At 40.2% G+C, this 17,420-nt stretch carries 14 protein-coding genes; 6 read left to right on the top strand and 8 right to left on the bottom strand.

Features of this window, described 5'->3' with window-relative positions:
* Positions 1 to 138 precede the first annotated feature (138 nt).
* Positions 139 to 948 carry a Cof-type HAD-IIB family hydrolase gene (locus H9L11_RS15370; protein WP_017821691.1) on the bottom strand — a complete coding sequence of 270 codons (810 nt, stop codon included), beginning with the start codon at positions 946 to 948 and terminating at the stop codon, positions 139 to 141.
* 216 nt (positions 949 to 1,164) lie between these two features.
* On the opposite strand from H9L11_RS15370, the gene queE reads away from it, so the two are divergent.
* Positions 1,165 to 1,815, top strand: a complete 651-nt coding sequence (gene queE / locus H9L11_RS15365) for a 7-carboxy-7-deazaguanine synthase QueE (RefSeq protein ID WP_053307054.1) — start codon at positions 1,165 to 1,167, stop codon at positions 1,813 to 1,815.
* Between the two features lie 310 nt (positions 1,816 to 2,125).
* On the opposite strand, the gene queC is transcribed toward queE, so the two are convergent.
* From queC to eamB, 3 genes are all read right to left on the bottom strand, one after another.
* The gene (gene queC / locus H9L11_RS15360) at positions 2,126 to 2,782 is read right to left on the bottom strand and encodes a 7-cyano-7-deazaguanine synthase QueC (RefSeq protein WP_005377298.1); all 657 of its coding nucleotides are present in this window, start codon (positions 2,780 to 2,782) and stop codon (positions 2,126 to 2,128) included.
* 67 nt (positions 2,783 to 2,849) lie between these two features.
* Positions 2,850 to 3,188 carry a helix-turn-helix transcriptional regulator gene (locus H9L11_RS15355; RefSeq protein ID WP_005388200.1) on the bottom strand — a complete coding sequence of 113 codons (339 nt, stop codon included), beginning with the start codon at positions 3,186 to 3,188 and terminating at the stop codon, positions 2,850 to 2,852.
* A gap of 307 nt (positions 3,189 to 3,495) precedes the next feature.
* The gene (gene eamB / locus H9L11_RS15350) at positions 3,496 to 4,080 is read right to left on the bottom strand and encodes a cysteine/O-acetylserine transporter (RefSeq protein ID WP_005388201.1); all 585 of its coding nucleotides are present in this window, start codon (positions 4,078 to 4,080) and stop codon (positions 3,496 to 3,498) included.
* A gap of 112 nt (positions 4,081 to 4,192) precedes the next feature.
* Here eamB and H9L11_RS15345 point away from each other — a divergent pair, with 112 nt between their 5' ends.
* Positions 4,193 to 5,092 (top strand): LysR family transcriptional regulator, encoded by a 900-nt coding sequence (locus tag H9L11_RS15345; protein WP_085570001.1) that lies wholly within the window; start codon positions 4,193 to 4,195, stop codon positions 5,090 to 5,092.
* A gap of 1,220 nt (positions 5,093 to 6,312) precedes the next feature.
* On the opposite strand, the gene H9L11_RS15340 is transcribed toward H9L11_RS15345, so the two are convergent.
* The 3 genes from H9L11_RS15340 to H9L11_RS15330 all read right to left on the bottom strand — a co-directional run bounded on the left by H9L11_RS15340 (position 6,313) and on the right by H9L11_RS15330 (position 11,710).
* Positions 6,313 to 7,242 carry a LysR family transcriptional regulator gene (locus H9L11_RS15340; RefSeq protein ID WP_085570003.1) on the bottom strand — a complete coding sequence of 310 codons (930 nt, stop codon included), beginning with the start codon at positions 7,240 to 7,242 and terminating at the stop codon, positions 6,313 to 6,315.
* A 145-nt stretch (positions 7,243 to 7,387) separates the two neighbouring features.
* A complete protein-coding gene (locus tag H9L11_RS15335) occupies positions 7,388 to 10,528 on the bottom strand; it encodes a multidrug efflux RND transporter permease subunit (protein ID WP_085570004.1) in 3,141 nt (1,046 codons plus the stop codon).
* Positions 10,529 to 10,540: 12 nt separating this feature from the next.
* On the bottom strand, positions 10,541 to 11,710 hold the full coding sequence (locus tag H9L11_RS15330) for an efflux RND transporter periplasmic adaptor subunit (protein ID WP_053304410.1): 1,170 nt from the start codon (positions 11,708 to 11,710) through the stop codon (positions 10,541 to 10,543).
* A 378-nt stretch (positions 11,711 to 12,088) separates the two neighbouring features.
* Here H9L11_RS15330 and H9L11_RS15325 point away from each other — a divergent pair, with 378 nt between their 5' ends.
* Complete coding sequence (locus H9L11_RS15325) at positions 12,089 to 13,012, top strand: LysR family transcriptional regulator (protein WP_085570005.1); 924 nt, start codon at positions 12,089 to 12,091, stop codon at positions 13,010 to 13,012.
* A 140-nt stretch (positions 13,013 to 13,152) separates the two neighbouring features.
* Positions 13,153 to 14,127 carry a porin gene (locus tag H9L11_RS15320; RefSeq protein WP_033906143.1) on the top strand — a complete coding sequence of 325 codons (975 nt, stop codon included), beginning with the start codon at positions 13,153 to 13,155 and terminating at the stop codon, positions 14,125 to 14,127.
* A 607-nt stretch (positions 14,128 to 14,734) separates the two neighbouring features.
* On the opposite strand, the gene H9L11_RS15315 is transcribed toward H9L11_RS15320, so the two are convergent.
* Positions 14,735 to 15,079, bottom strand: a complete 345-nt coding sequence (locus H9L11_RS15315; protein ID WP_005377323.1) for a DUF3316 domain-containing protein — start codon at positions 15,077 to 15,079, stop codon at positions 14,735 to 14,737.
* Between the two features lie 461 nt (positions 15,080 to 15,540).
* Here H9L11_RS15315 and H9L11_RS15310 point away from each other — a divergent pair, with 461 nt between their 5' ends.
* Both H9L11_RS15310 and H9L11_RS15305 read left to right on the top strand, forming a co-directional pair.
* Positions 15,541 to 16,329 carry a transporter substrate-binding domain-containing protein gene (locus tag H9L11_RS15310; protein WP_005377324.1) on the top strand — a complete coding sequence of 263 codons (789 nt, stop codon included), beginning with the start codon at positions 15,541 to 15,543 and terminating at the stop codon, positions 16,327 to 16,329.
* A gap of 135 nt (positions 16,330 to 16,464) precedes the next feature.
* On the top strand, positions 16,465 to 17,412 hold the full coding sequence (locus tag H9L11_RS15305) for an amino acid ABC transporter permease (protein ID WP_005377325.1): 948 nt from the start codon (positions 16,465 to 16,467) through the stop codon (positions 17,410 to 17,412).
* Positions 17,413 to 17,420: the final 8 nt, after the last annotated feature.

Genomic DNA, 17,420 nt, shown 5'->3' with positions numbered 1-17,420 from the left:
GTATTTAAGTAAAAACAAAGCCTTGCATTACAGCAAGGCTTTTACACGTTTAGTCCACGAACAACGCCGCTTGCCTATCTTGGACGGCTAGGGATGTTAAACGTAAGAAGCTTAACGCAACAGACATGGCGGAAAGGGCTATGCATTGAGCACGAACTTTTCTATAGCTTTAGCGACACCGTGCTCATCATTACTTGCCGTAATGTAGTCAGCGATTTGCTTGGTTTCTTCCATTGCATTTGCCATCGCGATACCAAGGCCAGCGTATTTCAGCATGTGGTGGTCATTTTCTGCGTCACCCATACAGATAACTTCTTCCGGTTTAATTCCCAGATACTCGGCAATTGCGGCAACACCAATACCTTTGTTGCTCGCAGGGTTAAGAAACTCAAGGAAAAACGGAGCGCTTTGAACAACCGTAAACGCTTCGCGCATTTCAGCTGGCAGTGCTGCTATAACTTCTGTTAGTTTGCTTGGCTCTGCAACCATCATAGCTTTGATGATTGGATGATCGTCTTCTAGTGATTCGAAGTTCATCTCAGTGACATTTAAGCCATTTATCTTTGCTTCAATATCGGTGTAAGGGTTGTGCTCGTTGGTGATTAAACCATGAACTTGACTAAAAGCATGGACGTACGCACCTAGCTCTTCGGCTTTTCGCGCCACCAATTTTGCAGCTTTACCATCTATGATTTGCTGGTGGATGATGTCGTTTGTGCCTACGTTCTTGACCATCGAACCGTTGTAGTAAAGAACAAAATCTCGATCGGAATGGATATTCAGTTCGTCGAGCTTGTCTTGCATTCCTTCTAATGGGCGACCAGAAGCGAGAACGACAGTAACGCCTGCTTCTCGAGCTTTTGCGATCGCTTGTTTGTTTTCTTCAGAAATGGCTTTATCACTATTGAGTAGCGTGCCATCCATATCTAGTGCGATCAGTTTATACATCATTTCTTACCTTAAAGTTTTTTGGGAGCTGTCAGTGAATAAGGCTTGGTTTAACGTTAACCAGAAACCTATATTCATTACGCTATGAAACTACAAAATGGTCTATTTTAACAATTAATTTTTGGTTTAAATTGACCTAGACACGCGTGTCCATTATGGTCTTCGCCTCGAAATGTTATGAGTTGAGTGAGTTCTGCGTTGTATAAGCTAAATGAGATGTTTGAAACCATCCAAGGGGAAGGGGTTTTCACTGGAGTCCCTGCTGTTTTTGTTCGGCTTCAAGAGTGTCCGGTTGGTTGCTCATGGTGCGATACCAAACAAACGTGGTATGCAGATGAGAATGATCAACGTCAAATAGGCGATATTCTGGTGAAAACGGAAGACTCTCCGACGTGGTGTGTTGCATCTGCCGAGAACATCGTAGAGCAATATCAACAGCAAGGCTTTAATGCTAAGCATATCGTGATTACTGGTGGAGAGCCTTGTATTTATGATCTGCGCCCTTTAACAAAGGCGTTTGAAGATATGGGGTGCCAATGCCAAATTGAAACCAGTGGCACATCAGAAGTGATTACTTCAGAAAATACGTGGGTGACAGTGTCACCAAAAGTAGCAATGAAAGGTAAATTACCAGTGCTTAATAGCGCGTTAGAGCGGGCAAATGAGATTAAGCATCCAGTCGGCACCCAGAAAGACATCGACCACCTTGATGAGCTTTTAGCAAATGCGAACGTAGCGGCTGAGACTATCATTGCACTACAACCAATTAGCCAGAAGCTTCGTGCTACGCAATTGTGTATTGATACGTGTATTGCCCGCAATTGGCGTTTGTCTGTTCAAACTCATAAATATTTGAGTATTGCTTAGACGAGAGGCTCGTCATCATTCGAAGTGGCTTTTCTATCTAATCCCGGTTTCGCGAGTAATGCAGTTGGTAGCTTTGCTATGGAATCATTGTCGATGTATCTAAACAATTTATAGCGTTGTAAAAGCTAAGCAGTGTTGGCTGCTGTGGTGTGGTGCTATCTTTGGTTCGACAATCGTTTCGCATTTAATTGATGCCACCAATCTGGCGGCATCAAAATGAAGCTCTGTTGGCTGGAGTTTCACGCTGAGATAAAACGTTTAGAAGCTAACGCAAAAGGTTTTATCCCAGCGCTATTACCGCTAACAAAGACTATTTGCTCGCTAAGTATTCTTCTAAGCCGCTTTGTCGCAGTAGGCACGCTGGGCATTCACCACAGCCTTTACCAACGATTCCGTTGTAACATGTTAAAGTATTGTTTTGGACAAACTCCAACATATTGTGCTTATCAGCTAGAGCCCAGGTCTCGGCTTTAGTAAGCCACATTAAAGGAGTCTTAATGTTGAAGGCTTTATCCATACCTAAATTGCAAGAGAGATTTAGAGAGCGAATAAAGTTGTCTCGGCAGTCAGGGTAACCACTAAAGTCTGTTTCGCAGACTCCCGTAATGATGTCTTGAATGCCAAGCTGGTAAGCATGGATACATGCGTAAGTAAGAAAGAGAATGTTTCTCCCTGGAACGAATGTATTGGGTACGTTAGCGTCGCTTAAGTCATTAGATACCGGAATGTTGTCTCTTGTCAGCGAGCTTATCGCTAACTCATTAATTGATTTTACATCCAGGACTTTGTGGCTTTTGATGTTAAGTTGCTTACCTAATTCGATAGCGATATCTATTTCATCTGAATGACGCTGGCCATAATCAAACGTTATAGCATGAACTTCATCATATGTATTTAATGCATCGATTAAGCAGGTCGTAGAGTCCTGCCCACCGGAAAAAACCACAAGTGCTTTTGTTGTAGCCATGTTGAACCCTTAGTTATGCTCTTTGATTCTTTGGTATTGATACGTATTCTTAGGCGTTTAATCCCAATTACGTACTCGACTTCGTGGCGATTGCGTCCGCAATCAGCTGGGCTGTGCTCTCAAGCACTCTTTGCTTGTCATCATTTGACAGCTTGTGGAGATTCACAGCAAGTTCAGCGGTGATTTCATCTTCACAAAAAAAATAGTTTAGAGGCACGTTTAGCTCATCTGCGATAAGTTTGAGCGTTTTTACGTCGGGAGTATGGCGCTCCCTTTCGTATTGATTCATCCTTGCACTTGCAGAACTATCATCCATGCCGATACGGATGCCCAGTGCTTTTTGGGACAGATTCGCTTGTTTACGCGCATGCTTAAGGCGGGCTGGGAGTGGATTATTAAACAACACTTAATGTTCATACGAAGGACTTGGATGACTAAGATTATCTTAGTTTTTCTGATTTGTGTATACTAAGTAATGCTTAGTTATTGCCGAGGTCGCCAAGGCCGTGTATGTATAGCTAAACAAGATTTCGTATCTTTAGGTTGATTAAGTGACGTTGAATCTACTTCTTCAAAAACTGCCGTATGAAGCAGTGGGAGGAGCGAGTAAGGCACGAGAAACCGCAGCGATTTGTAGAGCAGAATTTGCTCTTCCCATAAACGTAGTCGTCTAAGTTGAAGAGCAATATTGTTCTTGATGATCAACTATATACTTAAGTAAATAACTGTGTCGCACAATAGATCAGAGCTGCTGCTAAGCTCATATTGATGACTTTGCCATATCTCTGGAATTGCGATTGAAGTAGCTTTCCTGCAACGGCCCAAACTACGTTGCTAAGAAGTGCGATCAAAGCAAGAATGAGGCTAGTCGCTAAGATCCAGTAGATATTCTGAGTGTGGGGCAGTACGAACGTAGAAATAGAGGTAATTCCATAAAGAATGATTTTCACATTAACGAACTGCAAACCGAAACCTGTTAAGAAACTGATACCTTTAGAATTATCCGATGAAGTTTTGATCTCACTCGTAGCAAGCCCCCAAGCCAACCAAACAATATAAGCTGCTCCAATCCATGTTAGCCAAGGTGTAATCACGGGCAAGAGGCTGATCATGTTATACGTGAAAGCGCCACAAAGTAGCATCAAAACAACATAACCACAAAACATCCCCGAAATCACTTTTGTTGAGCGTTTTAGTCCATATTGCGTCGCGATGCTGAGCGATAAAATGTTGTTTGGCCCTGGTGTAATTGAAGTAATGATTACGTAAGTAAAAAATGCGGTGTAGATGGCGGTCATCTCTATCTCTCCTGTTTTTACTGCACTATACTTCGCTACAATTGATTAAAAAATTGAATAAATTAAAACTTAGACTTTTAATTTATTGAACTGTTGGTTGTGGAGTCTAGTCATGAATCTAAAACGCTTTCTTACTTTTAAAGCTATTGTTGAAGAAGGATCGTTTCTAAAAGCGTCACAGAAGCTTTATTGCACGCAATCAACCGTCACCTTTCAAATCAAGCAGTTGGAACAAGATCTGTCTTTGCAGCTGTTCGAAAAAATAGGGCGTAAGATGGTTTTGACTCAAGCAGGAGAAAAGATACTGCCTTACGTCTATGAACTGGCGCGAGTGATGGAAAATATTGAGGGAACAGCACAGCAAGAAAACTCGGAGCCGACCGGTGAATTGAAAGTGCTGGTTGCTGAGACTCAACTTGCTTATAAGATGGCTAATGTTTTAAAAGAGTTCAGGATCAGAGCGCCCAATGTTCGACTCTCTCTGCAATCACAAAATTGCTATCAGATTCGAGATGAGTTGATAGCGGATAAAGCTGATTTAGGTGTGTTTTATCGAGTAGGTAATGACGATACGCTCAAGGTGCACGAGTTTGAGCACGAGCCACTGGTATTAGTTGCTTCACCGCTTTTAAAAGGGCTAGATTTAAAGAAGAGAGAGCAACATATTGATTTAGGGTTTATAAGCAATGGCCCTAAGTGCCTTTTTCGACAGATGTTTGAGAGCATTATTCAAGAGCGTGATATTAGCATCGACAACATGATCGAACTTAGCAGTATTAATACGATCAAAAATTGCGTTGAGAGTAATATTGGTATCTCTTACTTACCTCGTTTTACGGTTGAAAAAGAGTTGCAAGAGGGCAGTTTACAAGAGCTTGAGTTCACCGAATTTTCACAGATGATCAAGCCACTCTGCGCTTATCATGCTGGGAAGTGTGTGACGCCGGCGATGGAAGTCTTTATTGATTGTATGCGTAACGAGTATGAACGGCTTTCTACTCAGAGTCGGTGATCTTTAATATGTTCTATCTGATATAGTTTCGTTTTTACTCCTTTTTATTTTTTAAGTGGCTACTTCTAATTTATTGATTTTTATTACTTTGTTTTGAATCCGACTGTTGTGGGATGATAAATGGGATCTGATGTGAAGAGCTATTTATTGACGGAAAGAGATAAGATATAAAAACGACGGCGTGTGATAACTAGATTAGATTACATAATTAACAGTGTAATAAATGCCATTCTTTATGGATTATTTTCAACGAGACTTAATTGTTACGGTTCGTTATTATTAACTCGTTAACGCATCCATTGCTAGGAAGTTAACTTACGCATATTGTTTTTTCATCATTTGCAGCAAATATAATTTGCTGCTTTTTTTTAGCCAAAAAAGTTCAAAGCTTGAACTACAAGCTATGAACTTTTATTTATACTTAGTGGTTTTCTACTTTAATAAGTAAAACACCGTTTAAAAGTATCGCGTAACCTAGTAACTCTAAGCTTTCTTCGACCAAGTTTTTCACGTCTCTATTGTATGAGTTCCCCATAAACTCGACCCAAAAATCACCATACCCTGCAAAGCGTGAGAATAAGAAAACAATGAAAAAGCCAATCGTTAATGTCGTGAAGCTAGAATGAGAAATGAAAAGTTTGACCTCATTTTTTATGTTAACTATGTTATTAAAACAAAAATAACAGACCGAGACTATTATAATCCAAGCAGGGTACTTCCATGAACCGTGAGAGAAATACTGCTCTATGTGGTAGTCCATTTCTCTAACGAATATAACCATAAAAAATGAAGACATTATTACTAATATGTGTTTGAGTTCAAGATACTCCTTAGATTTATACAAACACATTAACGATGAAAAAAGCACAAATGCTATTTGAGTCATTTCTATAAGAGAGTTCTCCGATGTGCTTTTGTCCATTTTTACGCTAAAATAAATCGTTGCTAACGTATAAATAACCAAAAAAATAAGATAAGATATTTTATATACTAACAAACTAGTGACCGAGGTGTGTTTTTCTTTAATATACATCGTAACTTGTATAGGTGATGGATTTGTTAGTATTATAAATCAAGAATTTTTTATATTTAGTGAATTAAGCGCCATTTAGAATGGAACTTAATTCACCTAACATTAAACTTCGATGGATCTTAAACATTTCTGTTTTAAATTATTGATTTTATTTGATTTTCTGTTAATTTTGATTAAATAGAATCAACTAGCTTTTATTGAAATGCTTTTCCCATATTGGTGGTATGCCAACTTCTTCTTGAACGATATCAATGAATGCCCTAACCAATGGTGATTGCTGACGGTGTGAGTACATGGCATAAATATCACCAAAATCTTGAGTTTCATATTCTGGTAAAAGTTGAACTAAATTAGAAGACTCTAGGTTGTTAGGAAGCATAAATTGACCTATAAGTGCAGCGCCCAGACCTGACTTTACGCTTTCAATTATTAGCTCAGCTTCATTTACCATGTATGACCCTGATATTGGGTATGTATCTAAACCATCTGATTTTGCTTTGTCGTAGAATTTAAGTTTATCGACAATAAAATTACCATTTGAATAAATAATAAAAGGTAGCTTAACTAACTCATCAGGCGTTTCTGGGTTACCATGTTTTTCAATTAAATTTCGAGAAGCAATGATTGCAGTCGTATTTTTTGCTAATTTTCTTGCTACCATTGATGAATCCCTCATAGGTCCGATTCGAAAAGCAATATCAAAATTACTTCTAATCACGTCTACATGAAGATCATCTAGCATTAGTTCAACACTTGCTTTTGGGTACTTATGTAAAAACTTCTCTATCGAAGGTTGTAGATAGAGTTTTCCAAATAATGTTGAGCTTGAAATTCGTACTTTCCCTGAAGGCTCAGTCTGAAAGTTCTCCGCTATTTGTTGAGTATCATCAAGGAGTTGAGATATTTGGTCTGCTTTTTCAACTATTTGCTTGCCGACTTGCGTTAATGAAAGAGCGCGAGTTGTTCTGTTTAATAGCCTAACGCCTAAGTGCTCTTCTAACTGCTTGATGTGTTTAGATAAAACAGAGCGGTCGATATTCATCCCATCTGCTGCTTTTGCAAAAGATCCAGCTTTAGAGACTTCTAAAAGCAGGTGTAGTTTATTTGCTAAATCCACAATGTTTATCCAAGTTAGATATTAGCGTATTAGTTTCATGTATAACTTCTGCTCTGTCTAGAAATTATTAATATACTTAATAACCAAAAGAAAAGGGAGCAATAGCTCCCTTTAGTATGAATTTAAATGAGTATTTATATTATGGTTATAGTGTTTGACGTTTTTTGTTTCGACTCACTAACATGTAAAAAACAGGTGTGAGTAGTAATCCAAATACCGTTACGCCTACCATACCCGAGAATACGGCAATACCCATTGCTTGTCGCATTTCCGCTCCGGCCCCTGTACCAATCATTAATGGAATAACACCAGCGGTAAATGCAATTGATGTCATTAGAATCGGTCGAAGACGTAAACGACATGCTTCCAAAATCGCTGATAAGGTATCTTGGCCATTGTCTTTAAGTTCTTTAGCGAACTCCACCATCAAGATGGCATTTTTACACGCTAGAGCCACAAGGACAATCAAAGCAATTTGTGTGAATATATTGTTGTCACCACCAATGAACCAAACACCTGCTAGTGCAGAAAAAATGGTCATAGGAACGATCAAAATGATAGCGAATGGCAGTTTTAAACTCTCGTACTGCGAAGCTAGCACCATGAAAACTAACAAAACAACAAGTGGGAATATATACACCATCGTGTTACCAGCCAAAATCTGCTGGTAGGTTACATCAGTCCATTCATAAACCATTCCCTCTGCTAGGTTTTGATCCAGTACTTCCTCAATAGCCGTTTGGGCTTGGTCAGAGCTGTAACCAAAAGCAGGACTGCCGTTTAGTTCTGCACTAGGGTAGCCGTTATAGTGCATCACGCGGTCAGGCCCAATCGTAGGTATGATCTCCAGTACAGCGCCGAGAGGAACCATTTGTCCGGCAGCATTTCTTACTTTGTAGTTAAGTATTTGGTCAGGTTCGAGACGATAGTTCATGTCTGCCTGGGCATTCACTTTGTATGTTCTACCAAACATATTGAAGTCATTGACGTATAATGATCCTAAATAAACTTGAAGCGCATCAAAAACCTGCTCTAGAGGAACACCTTGCAGCATCGCTTGTTCACGATCTATTTGGATGTCCATCTGCGGCACTTGTATACGAAATGTGGAATATAATCCCATCAGCTCGGGTCTTGTTGATGCCTCACTTATTACCAAGTTCAATTGCTTGAAGAGCTCATCAAACCCCTTGTTCGCACGGTCTTCGATTTGAAGTTTAAAGCCGCCAGTAGAGCCAAGTCCTTGGATTGGTGGTGGTGGAAAAATCGCAACGAAGGCTTCATCAATGATTGAAAAGCTCTTATTCAAAGATGCAACAATCGCATTTGCTCCGAGAGTTGGATCATTTCGTTTATCGAAGTCCTCAAGCGTAACAAAAACGATGCCACTATTCGGACTGTTAGTAAAACCATTGACCGATAAGCCTGGGAAAGAAATGGTTTGTGCTACGCCAGGTGTTGCCAGCGCGAGGTTTTCCATTTCTTTAATAACGGACTCTGTTCGATCTAAACTTGCTGCATCTGGAAGTTGGGCGATCGCAACTAAATACTGCTTATCTTGTTGAGGAATGAATCCTCCAGGAACAGCTTTGAATAGAGAAACCGTTCCCCCGAGTAACGCAATGTATACCACCACAACAACAAGGCTAAAGCGAATCAGCTTCTTGACCAGAGCTTGATATTGGTTCGAGCTATACTCAAAAATTCTATTGAATGGCGCAAAAACATACTTACCAAAAACCGCATCCAAGAGTTTGGTTAGCCGATCGGGTTTTGCGTTCTTATCTTGTAATAGCAGTGCTGATAAAGCAGGCGATAACGTCAACGAGTTAATTGCTGAAATAATCGTCGAGATCGTAATTGTTAGTGCGAACTGCTTATAAAACTGACCGGATAACCCTGTAATAAAGGTTGTCGGGATAAACACCGCACATAACACTAATGCAATTGCAATAATTGGCCCGGTAACTTCGGTCATTGCTTGTTTCGTTGCTTCTAGTGGTGCAAGACCATTATGGATGTTCCGTTCCACGTTTTCGACGACGACAATGGCGTCATCGACGACGATGCCTATGGCGAGAACAAGTCCAAACAACGAAAGTGTGTTAATCGATACTCCGAGCATTTGCATTACAGCGAACGTACCGATTAATGAAACAGGCACCGCAATGATAGGGATGATAGACGCGCGCCATGTTTGCAAAAACAGAATAACTACGACAACAACAAGTACAATTGCCTCTAGCAGAGTATGAACCACCGCGTCTATCGAACCACGAACAAAGACGGTCGGGTCGTAGGCTATTTCATATGAAACTCCAGCTGGAAAGGCTGCTTGTAAACGGTCCATGGTTGAACGAACCTGATTAGATAGCTCAATAGCATTAGCACCAGGGCGTTGGAATACGGGCATCGCCACCGCTGGTTTACCATTTAACAAGGCGCGCAGTGCATAAGAGTTTTGACCTAGCTCTACGCGTGCAACGTCTTTAAGACGTGTCAAAGCCCCTGTTTCGTCAACTTTTACGACAATGTCGTTGAATTCATCAATATTCTCCAAGCGGCCTTTTACGTTCAACAAAACTTGGAATTGGTTTTCATTAGCGGCTGGTTGCGCACCTAATGAGCCTGCTGCCACCTGTTGGTTTTGAGATCGGACGGCGGAGACAACGTCCATTACGGTTAGATTTCTAGAAGCGAGCTCATCTGGATTTAACCACAAGCGCATTGAGTACTCGTCACCACCGAAAAGGCGCACATCACCAACGCCTCCGAGCCGAGCTATCTCATCTTTCAAGTTTAAATTAGCGTAGTTAGCTAAATAACTGACTTCACGGCTAGAATCTGGAGAATATATATGCACAACCATAGTGAGATCAGGAGAGGCTTTTTCGGCAACAACTCCTAACCGTTGGACGGCTTCTGGTAATCGGGGCAAAGCTGTAGTGACGCGGTTTTGAATTTGAACCTGAGCTTTGTCCAAGTCCGTACCTAAAGCAAAGGTTACGGTCAATGTCATTCTGCCGTCACTGGTTGCCTGCGAAAACATATATAACATGTTTTCTGTACCATTAATTTCTTGCTCCAGAGGCGTAGCAACTGTTTCTGCGATTACTTTTGGGTTCGCACCAGGATAGTTTGCTGTAACTACCACTGTAGGAGGGACAACCTCTGGATATTCACTCACAGGCAACTGTAAAAGTGAAATTGCGCCTACTATTAATATCAATAGCGATATCATAGAGGCAAATATGGGTCTTTGAATAAAAAAGTGTGCAAATTTCATTCGGTTGTCTTCTTAGTCTTGAGCTAAACGTTTGTTTGGCAACGATGTTGAGTTTGAAGCCATAATCAATGAAGTGTTGCTAATATCTAGCGTGACATTTTTTGGTGTGACTTTGCTATTTGGGCCAACTTTTGCTGGGCCATTTACCGCAATAATTGAGTCGGCGTTCAAGCCATTCTCGATGGCACGAAATGTTCCGTAACGTTCGCCTAAGGTTACGATGCTGTATTGCAACGTATTCTCTTCATTGAGTGTTAATACAAAGCGGTTTTCTAGATCTGTGCCAATAGAACGCTCTGGAACGAGAACTCGTTCAACTGGTTTGGTTGTTGATATCTGAACTCGGCCAAACGATCCCACTTTTAAGTTTGATTTTGTTGCATCGAATACCGCTCGAACCTGCAAAGTACCGGTGTTTTCGTTGATGGAGTTGTCGACAAAGTCAACGCGTCCAAAAAACTCTTGCCCATTTTGTCCAGATAGTTCAAGACGAGTAGGTAAGTTAGAGTCGGCATTGATTGTCGAGAAGTAACGGTTCCAAGTTCGCTCATCGACATCAAAGTATGCATATACCTGATCGTTAGAGACAATGTTTGATATAACGCTTTGATTTGCGTTTACATTGTTTCCTTTAGTAATGAATGCTCTTGAAATAGTGCCGCTAATAGGGGCATATATCTTCGTAAACTCAAGATCTAACTTTGCGGATTCTAACTGAGCACGCAAGGCCATTAGTTCTGCAGAGCGTTGTTTTACTGCGGTATCTCGGGCCTCTGCTTGTTCCGCTGAGATGGCCTTTCGCTTAACAAGTTGAGCGGCTCTCTTTTGTTCGTTTGCTGCTTGCTCTAGCGCAGCTCGAGCACTCTTAACTTGCGCTTCAAGTCGTGAGACCTGAGCTTTGAAGGTTCGATCATCAAGAGTGACGAGTAAGTCGCCTTTGTTGACACTCTGTCCGTCTTTGAACTCTACCGTTTCAATAACTCCGGAAACGCGTGGCATTAAAGAAACTTTCTCTGGGGCTTGAAGCCTTGTTGTAAAGGTGAACCACGATTGAACGGGCTCATAGATGACTTTGGAGACGTCTATCGTAGGTAAGGGAGTATTAGGTTGTTTGGTTATCTCTTCGTCTGCACAAGCAGCTAAAACGGATAAAAGGCCAATGCCGAAAACTTTCTTTAACATTTGTCGCGCCCTAAATGATTCTGTTCATACTAAAAGGAACGGCATTGTATTCATTGTACCTATGGGTAAATAGGCCCTCAGCGAACATAGAGTAGTGATAAAAATGCACGATTAAATATTGGTCAAAATGCTCATTTTTTGGTTTGAAAAAGATCAGTTTAGGGTTTTAAAGACGTGGAGTATTGTTAAATGTAATAAGCCATAATAGATAGGAATAACTAAACAGAAGCTAAAGATAGCGACGAAAATTAAAGCGTTTTTAATTCGTGCATTATTTGCAATTCACTGATGCAATTTGAACCATAAAAAATTGAAATTAATTTTGTAAAATCCATTTCCCATCACATAAAGAATAAAAACTAAATAAGGAATTGTGCAGTGGATCTCGCAAGCCAACTTGAATTACTACTGGATGTCTCTGAATACGGAACTTTTGCTAAGGCTGCTGACAGAAATCATATAGATCGTTCAGCTTTGTCAAAACAGATCAAAAAGCTAGAGGATGAATTGGGCTTACGGCTGTTAAACCGTTCCACGCGTTCGCTATCCCTGACCAATGCAGGTGTTGAGATGGTGGCGCAAGCCAAGAAAGTAAGAGAGGTTCTAACCGAAACTCGTAGTATTGCTGCTACATTTCAGGATGAACCGAAGGGTAACTTGAAAATATCAAGCTCCACTTTCTTTGGCAGAGCATACTTAAATCAGGCAGTTAAAGAGTTTATAAAACAGTACCCAAACATAACTGTAGAGCTGCTGCTCGATGATAATCGAGTCGACGTTATCCACGAAGGTTTTGATGTTGTGTTTCGTATCGGACCAATCCGAGAGTCCAACATGATAGTGCGTAAGTTGGCAAGCAATAATATGGCACTGGTTGCATCGAAGAGTTTTATTGACAAGTATGGAGCCCCGAGCTCTCCAGAAGAGCTTATAAAAATGCCAGCAGTAATATACTCTAATGCTAACTTTAAGGCGGATAAGCTACGTATAGCGCCAAGCCAGTCATCAAGCGACGTTAGAACGTATAATATCAACGGGCAGTACTTCGTGAATGAAACTGAGTTAATGCTCGATGCCGTAAAATCTGATCTAGGGTATGCTTTAATAGGGCAGTTCTTTCTTCAGGAGAGTTTGAGTAAACAAGATCTTGTCCAGTTGCTTCCTGATTATAATCTTCCCGCAATAGGGGAAATATATGCAATGTATACTCACCGAAATCAACAACCATTAGCCAAACTATTCATTGATACTGTTCAAAAAATAATAGGGACGCCTCCTGTTTGGATGGATTATCTCAACTAATATGAGTACTAGGACATAATGTTTTAGATTGAGGGCTTGTTTATATTTATCCATAGAATATGGTTGAATTTGCACTTTAAAAATAATTGCCACTGTTCATAATTTCACTCGATTCAAACAACACAAGTAGTGGTAATTAAATGAAAATGACAAGAACGTCGATCGCAATCGCTGCACTTTTTTCTGCAAGTGCTGCAAATTCAGCCGTAGTTTATGAAGATCAAGAATCAGTATTAAATATTCATGGCCGAGCGCAAGGGATGTATTATTTCTCTGATGATAAAAATGCAGACGGAGATAATAGCTACATTCGTGTAGGACTTGCAGGTGAGTCTAAAATAAATGAAGATCTTTATGCCTTCGGCTTATATGAGTTGGAATTTAAGTCTAATCGCAGAGATGCTGATGGGATTGAAGATGATGAATTTGATATCCGAAAAGGCTATGTAGGAGTTGGTGCAGATTACGGAACAGTAAGTTATGGACGTCAATACGGTGCGGTCACTTTAGTATCTGACTACACGGATATTTTCCCGGAGTTTGGTAATGAAGCTGCTGGCGTAAGTGCGGATCTATATGGTACCGGTCGCTCCGATTCAGTATTTAAGCTAACGACAAGCTATGAAGGTTTGAATATTCATGTTAGCTATCAGGCTGAAAACGATGAAGTGTCAACAGATGCAGCCTCTTATGGTGCGGCGGCTGACTACAAGTTGCCATATGGCTTCAAAGTTGCGCTTGGTTACAACGAAGGTGAAGGGCAATCGGGTGCAGAAGATGCAGAGCTGCTAACGGGTGCTATTGCATTTGAATACGACAAGTTTTATGCCTCTGTTTTATACAGTGATGGTGAAAACTGGGCTAAAGATGGTTCTGAAAGTAATATTGATTACACCGGTATTGAAGCAGTTGCCACTTATGAAGTAACAGATAAGCTTTGGGCACTAGTTGGCTATAACAATCTAGAGCGTGATGATGAAGATGTCGTCGATTACTACTCACTAGGTGCAGAGTATGATTTGACTTCTAATTTTAAAGCACTAGCAGAATACAGAATTACAGATGTAGACAATGAAGACGATATTCTTGCAATAGCTGCGAGATATTCATTCTAAAAAATTAATAAAGCTAAAAAGCCTGAAACTATTTTCAGGCTTTTTTATTTATCGGTGTAAGTTCATAAGTGCTGACTTTCGTCCATATATAATGGATTATATTGATCGTTACTTGTTTAAGTGTTTTGAATATAATTGTTTTGTTAGCTAGTCCACTGCTAGTTTTCATTTTCATATTTTTTGAATGATGTATTTTTTCTTTGGCAACAAGAAATGTCTTGTTGCCTTTTTTTATTTTCACGCTTTATGGTTAATTAAAAAATAGTCATTTTATATATTGCTATAAACGATAAAAATGTAACGACAATTGTCGATCTTAGATTTAGTTAATCTTTATAGAAAATTAAACTCAATTTCAAGTGTCTTTTTCATTTAAGTGATGTGGAATCCATATGGCGCACCAAGCGAATGACAAAGCGCCAAACGACGAAATGTATCTCAATGAAGATTGGAAAAAAGATTCTTATGTAAACGATAGAGGTAGGGATTGATACTGCTTATGTAAGGAGAGAGCGATTTATGAAAAGCCGTCGTTTCAATATGATTAGACACCTTTACTTTCTTAAAATAGGAAGGGCTCTAAGAAAGTAAAGGTGCAGATGATTTTTTAGTTTTTACCGCCGTCACTTGTTCTGAAGTGATAATCGAAGTTTATGATTGCACGATATTTAACTTCATCACGGTTAAGTGCGTATTCTTCAACTCTCACCTTACTATCATCGATTGCAATATCACGAGGGAAACCGCTTCCAATGATGTTTAGACGATTTCTAAGTTCATGTTTTGATAGCGTTTGGTATTCATCGACAAGATCAAACGCAGAGCTATAAGCGGCATCTTTTGTCGTAAAGTCATTGAGAACAACTTTGTTTGTAGAGTGTTCGACATGAATACCAGCAGTAGCAGATAAACTGAATAATAATAGTGATGAGAGCGTCATTAGTTTTTTCATATAGTCACCTTTTTATTTGTATTACAAAGTCAAGATGTCCAACGAATCCTTGTTAATATCTCTCGACAAAGGTGATAGTGCCATTATAGAAATGTGCTGTACATCACATTTGTGACCATTGACTATGGAAGAATTGTCAACAATAAAACTCAAGCACTTTTGACATTACGGTCAATGTGAAAAAGCGAATATCTGTATGGTTTCGTTAATAATTAAACCACTCTCGGAAACGCTGACTATTCAGTCAAAGCGTATGTTTCTTGTCGTTATAGTGACCTGCCTACAACTTAATCACTTAATGCATGCAATTCAATTGCAATGGCTTGGTATAGATTTTCATTCAGATCTTCCAGCTTAGTAACGATCCTACAAATTCTAGTGATTAAAAAGTCATTGTTTGTGGTTTTTTATTCTTTTGTCGTGTATAAAAAAACTTTACAACAAATGATAAAGGAATATCCATGAAAAAGTTATTGTGTTTTGCTGCACTGGGGTTAGCTGTTTCGACGACGGTTAATGCAGACCCAATTTTAGACGACATCAAAAGTACAGGGGAGCTAAAAGTCTGCTTTGATTCTGGGTATATGCCTTTTGAAATGACAGCAAAAAATGGGCAGTACATCGGGTTTGATATCGATTTGGGTAAGCAAATGGCGCGTGCCATGGATGTTAAGTTTGTGCCGGTAAACACTTCATGGGATGGCATTATCCCAACACTGTTGACTGGTAAGTGTCACATGATTATGGGCGGGATGACGATCACACCTATGCGAAATACTCAGGTGAATTTCGCTGATCCCTATGTGGTTATTGGTCAATCCATTCTCGTAGATCTCAAACATGAAGGTAAAGTGTCTAGTTACCGCGATCTCAATAGTCCAGAATATGTTGTTGCAACTAAGCTTGGGACAACGGGTGAGCAAGCGGTAAAACGATACCTTCCGAAAGCTAAGATAAATCTATACGAAACTCAGTCTGAAGCGGTACTTGAGGTTGCCAACGGAAAGGTAGATGCGTTTGTTTATGACTTTCCTTACAACTCTATTTATGTGGCGGAAAACAAAGGGCAGTTAATGCACTTGGCTAAACCGTTTACTTACGAGCCTTTGGGTTGGGCTGTGCCGCAAGGAAATCCAGATACGCTTAACTTCTTAAACAACTATTTACGTCAAATTAAGGGCGATGGAACTTACGATCGCATTTACGATAAGTGGTTTAACGACGATAAATGGTTAAAGCAAGTTAAGTAATCATTTTGTTATTGTAGAGGAGCGGCTAGCTTCTGGCTCGGCTCATCGCCAACCAAACGGTTCGCGCTGTGAAGCTAACGCTTTTCTTTATTCAAATACCCAACCAACTTTAATCAAAGTCATTCTCGGAATCACATGCAAAATAACTTTAAATCCCTATTGTGGAACGCTGTTTTTGTTCTTGTTTTGCTATCAATTTGCGGTCTTGTCTATCTGTCAGGTAAGCGAATCGATTACAGCTGGAATTGGGAGCGTGTCCTTCCTTATATTGCCACTAACGCTGCTTCATCCATTACCGCGCCTGTCGATGGGAACATCATTCTCGACGAGAATAACCAACTGGCTCTGGAGAGTATTCATGGTGATATTGTTCTTGAACTAAGCCAATATAAGTCTGTGGACGTCTATGAAGGTGATCTTATTTTTGAAGGAGATACCTTAGCAACTATAAAAGAGTGGCGCTCTGGCCCAATTTTAGATGGTGTTGTGACGACCATTAAAATCTCACTCTGGTCACTTATCATTGCTCTAGCGTTGGGCTTAGTTGTCGGACTAATGCGCATATCCAGCAATCCGGCATTAAAAAAGCTGGCGCTTGTGTATGTCGAGGTTATTCGTGGAACGCCTCTTTTAGTACAGATTTTTATCGTTTACTTCTTTATTGGTACTGTGCTTGACCTTGAGCGTTTTACTGCGGGAGTGATAGCGCTCTCCGTGTTTACCGCCGCTTACGTCGCAGAAATTGTGCGGTCAGGAATCCAGTCAATTCCAAGAGGACAAATGGAAGCGGCGCGTTCACTAGGAATGAATTATCCCAAAGCGATGATTTATGTCATTTTACCTCAAGCGTTTAAGCAGACATTACCTCCCTTAGCCGGGCAGTTTATCAACCTGATAAAAGATTCCTCACTTGTCTCCGTGATTTCGATTACTGATCTGACAAAAGCGGGCAGGGAAGTCGTAAGTGGTAGTTTTGCCCCATTTGAAGTTTGGTTTACCGTAGCGGCCCTTTATTTGCTTCTGACTAGTACCTTATCTTGGGCAATACAAACGTTAGAAAAGAAATTGGCAGCAAGTGATTAATGGTGGAG

It is taken from the genome of Vibrio sp. sp1 (assembly GCF_016920955.1).
GTDB classification, from domain to species: Bacteria; Pseudomonadota; Gammaproteobacteria; order Enterobacterales; family Vibrionaceae; genus Vibrio; species Vibrio alginolyticus.
This window is presented reverse-complemented; position numbering and strand designations above follow the sequence as displayed.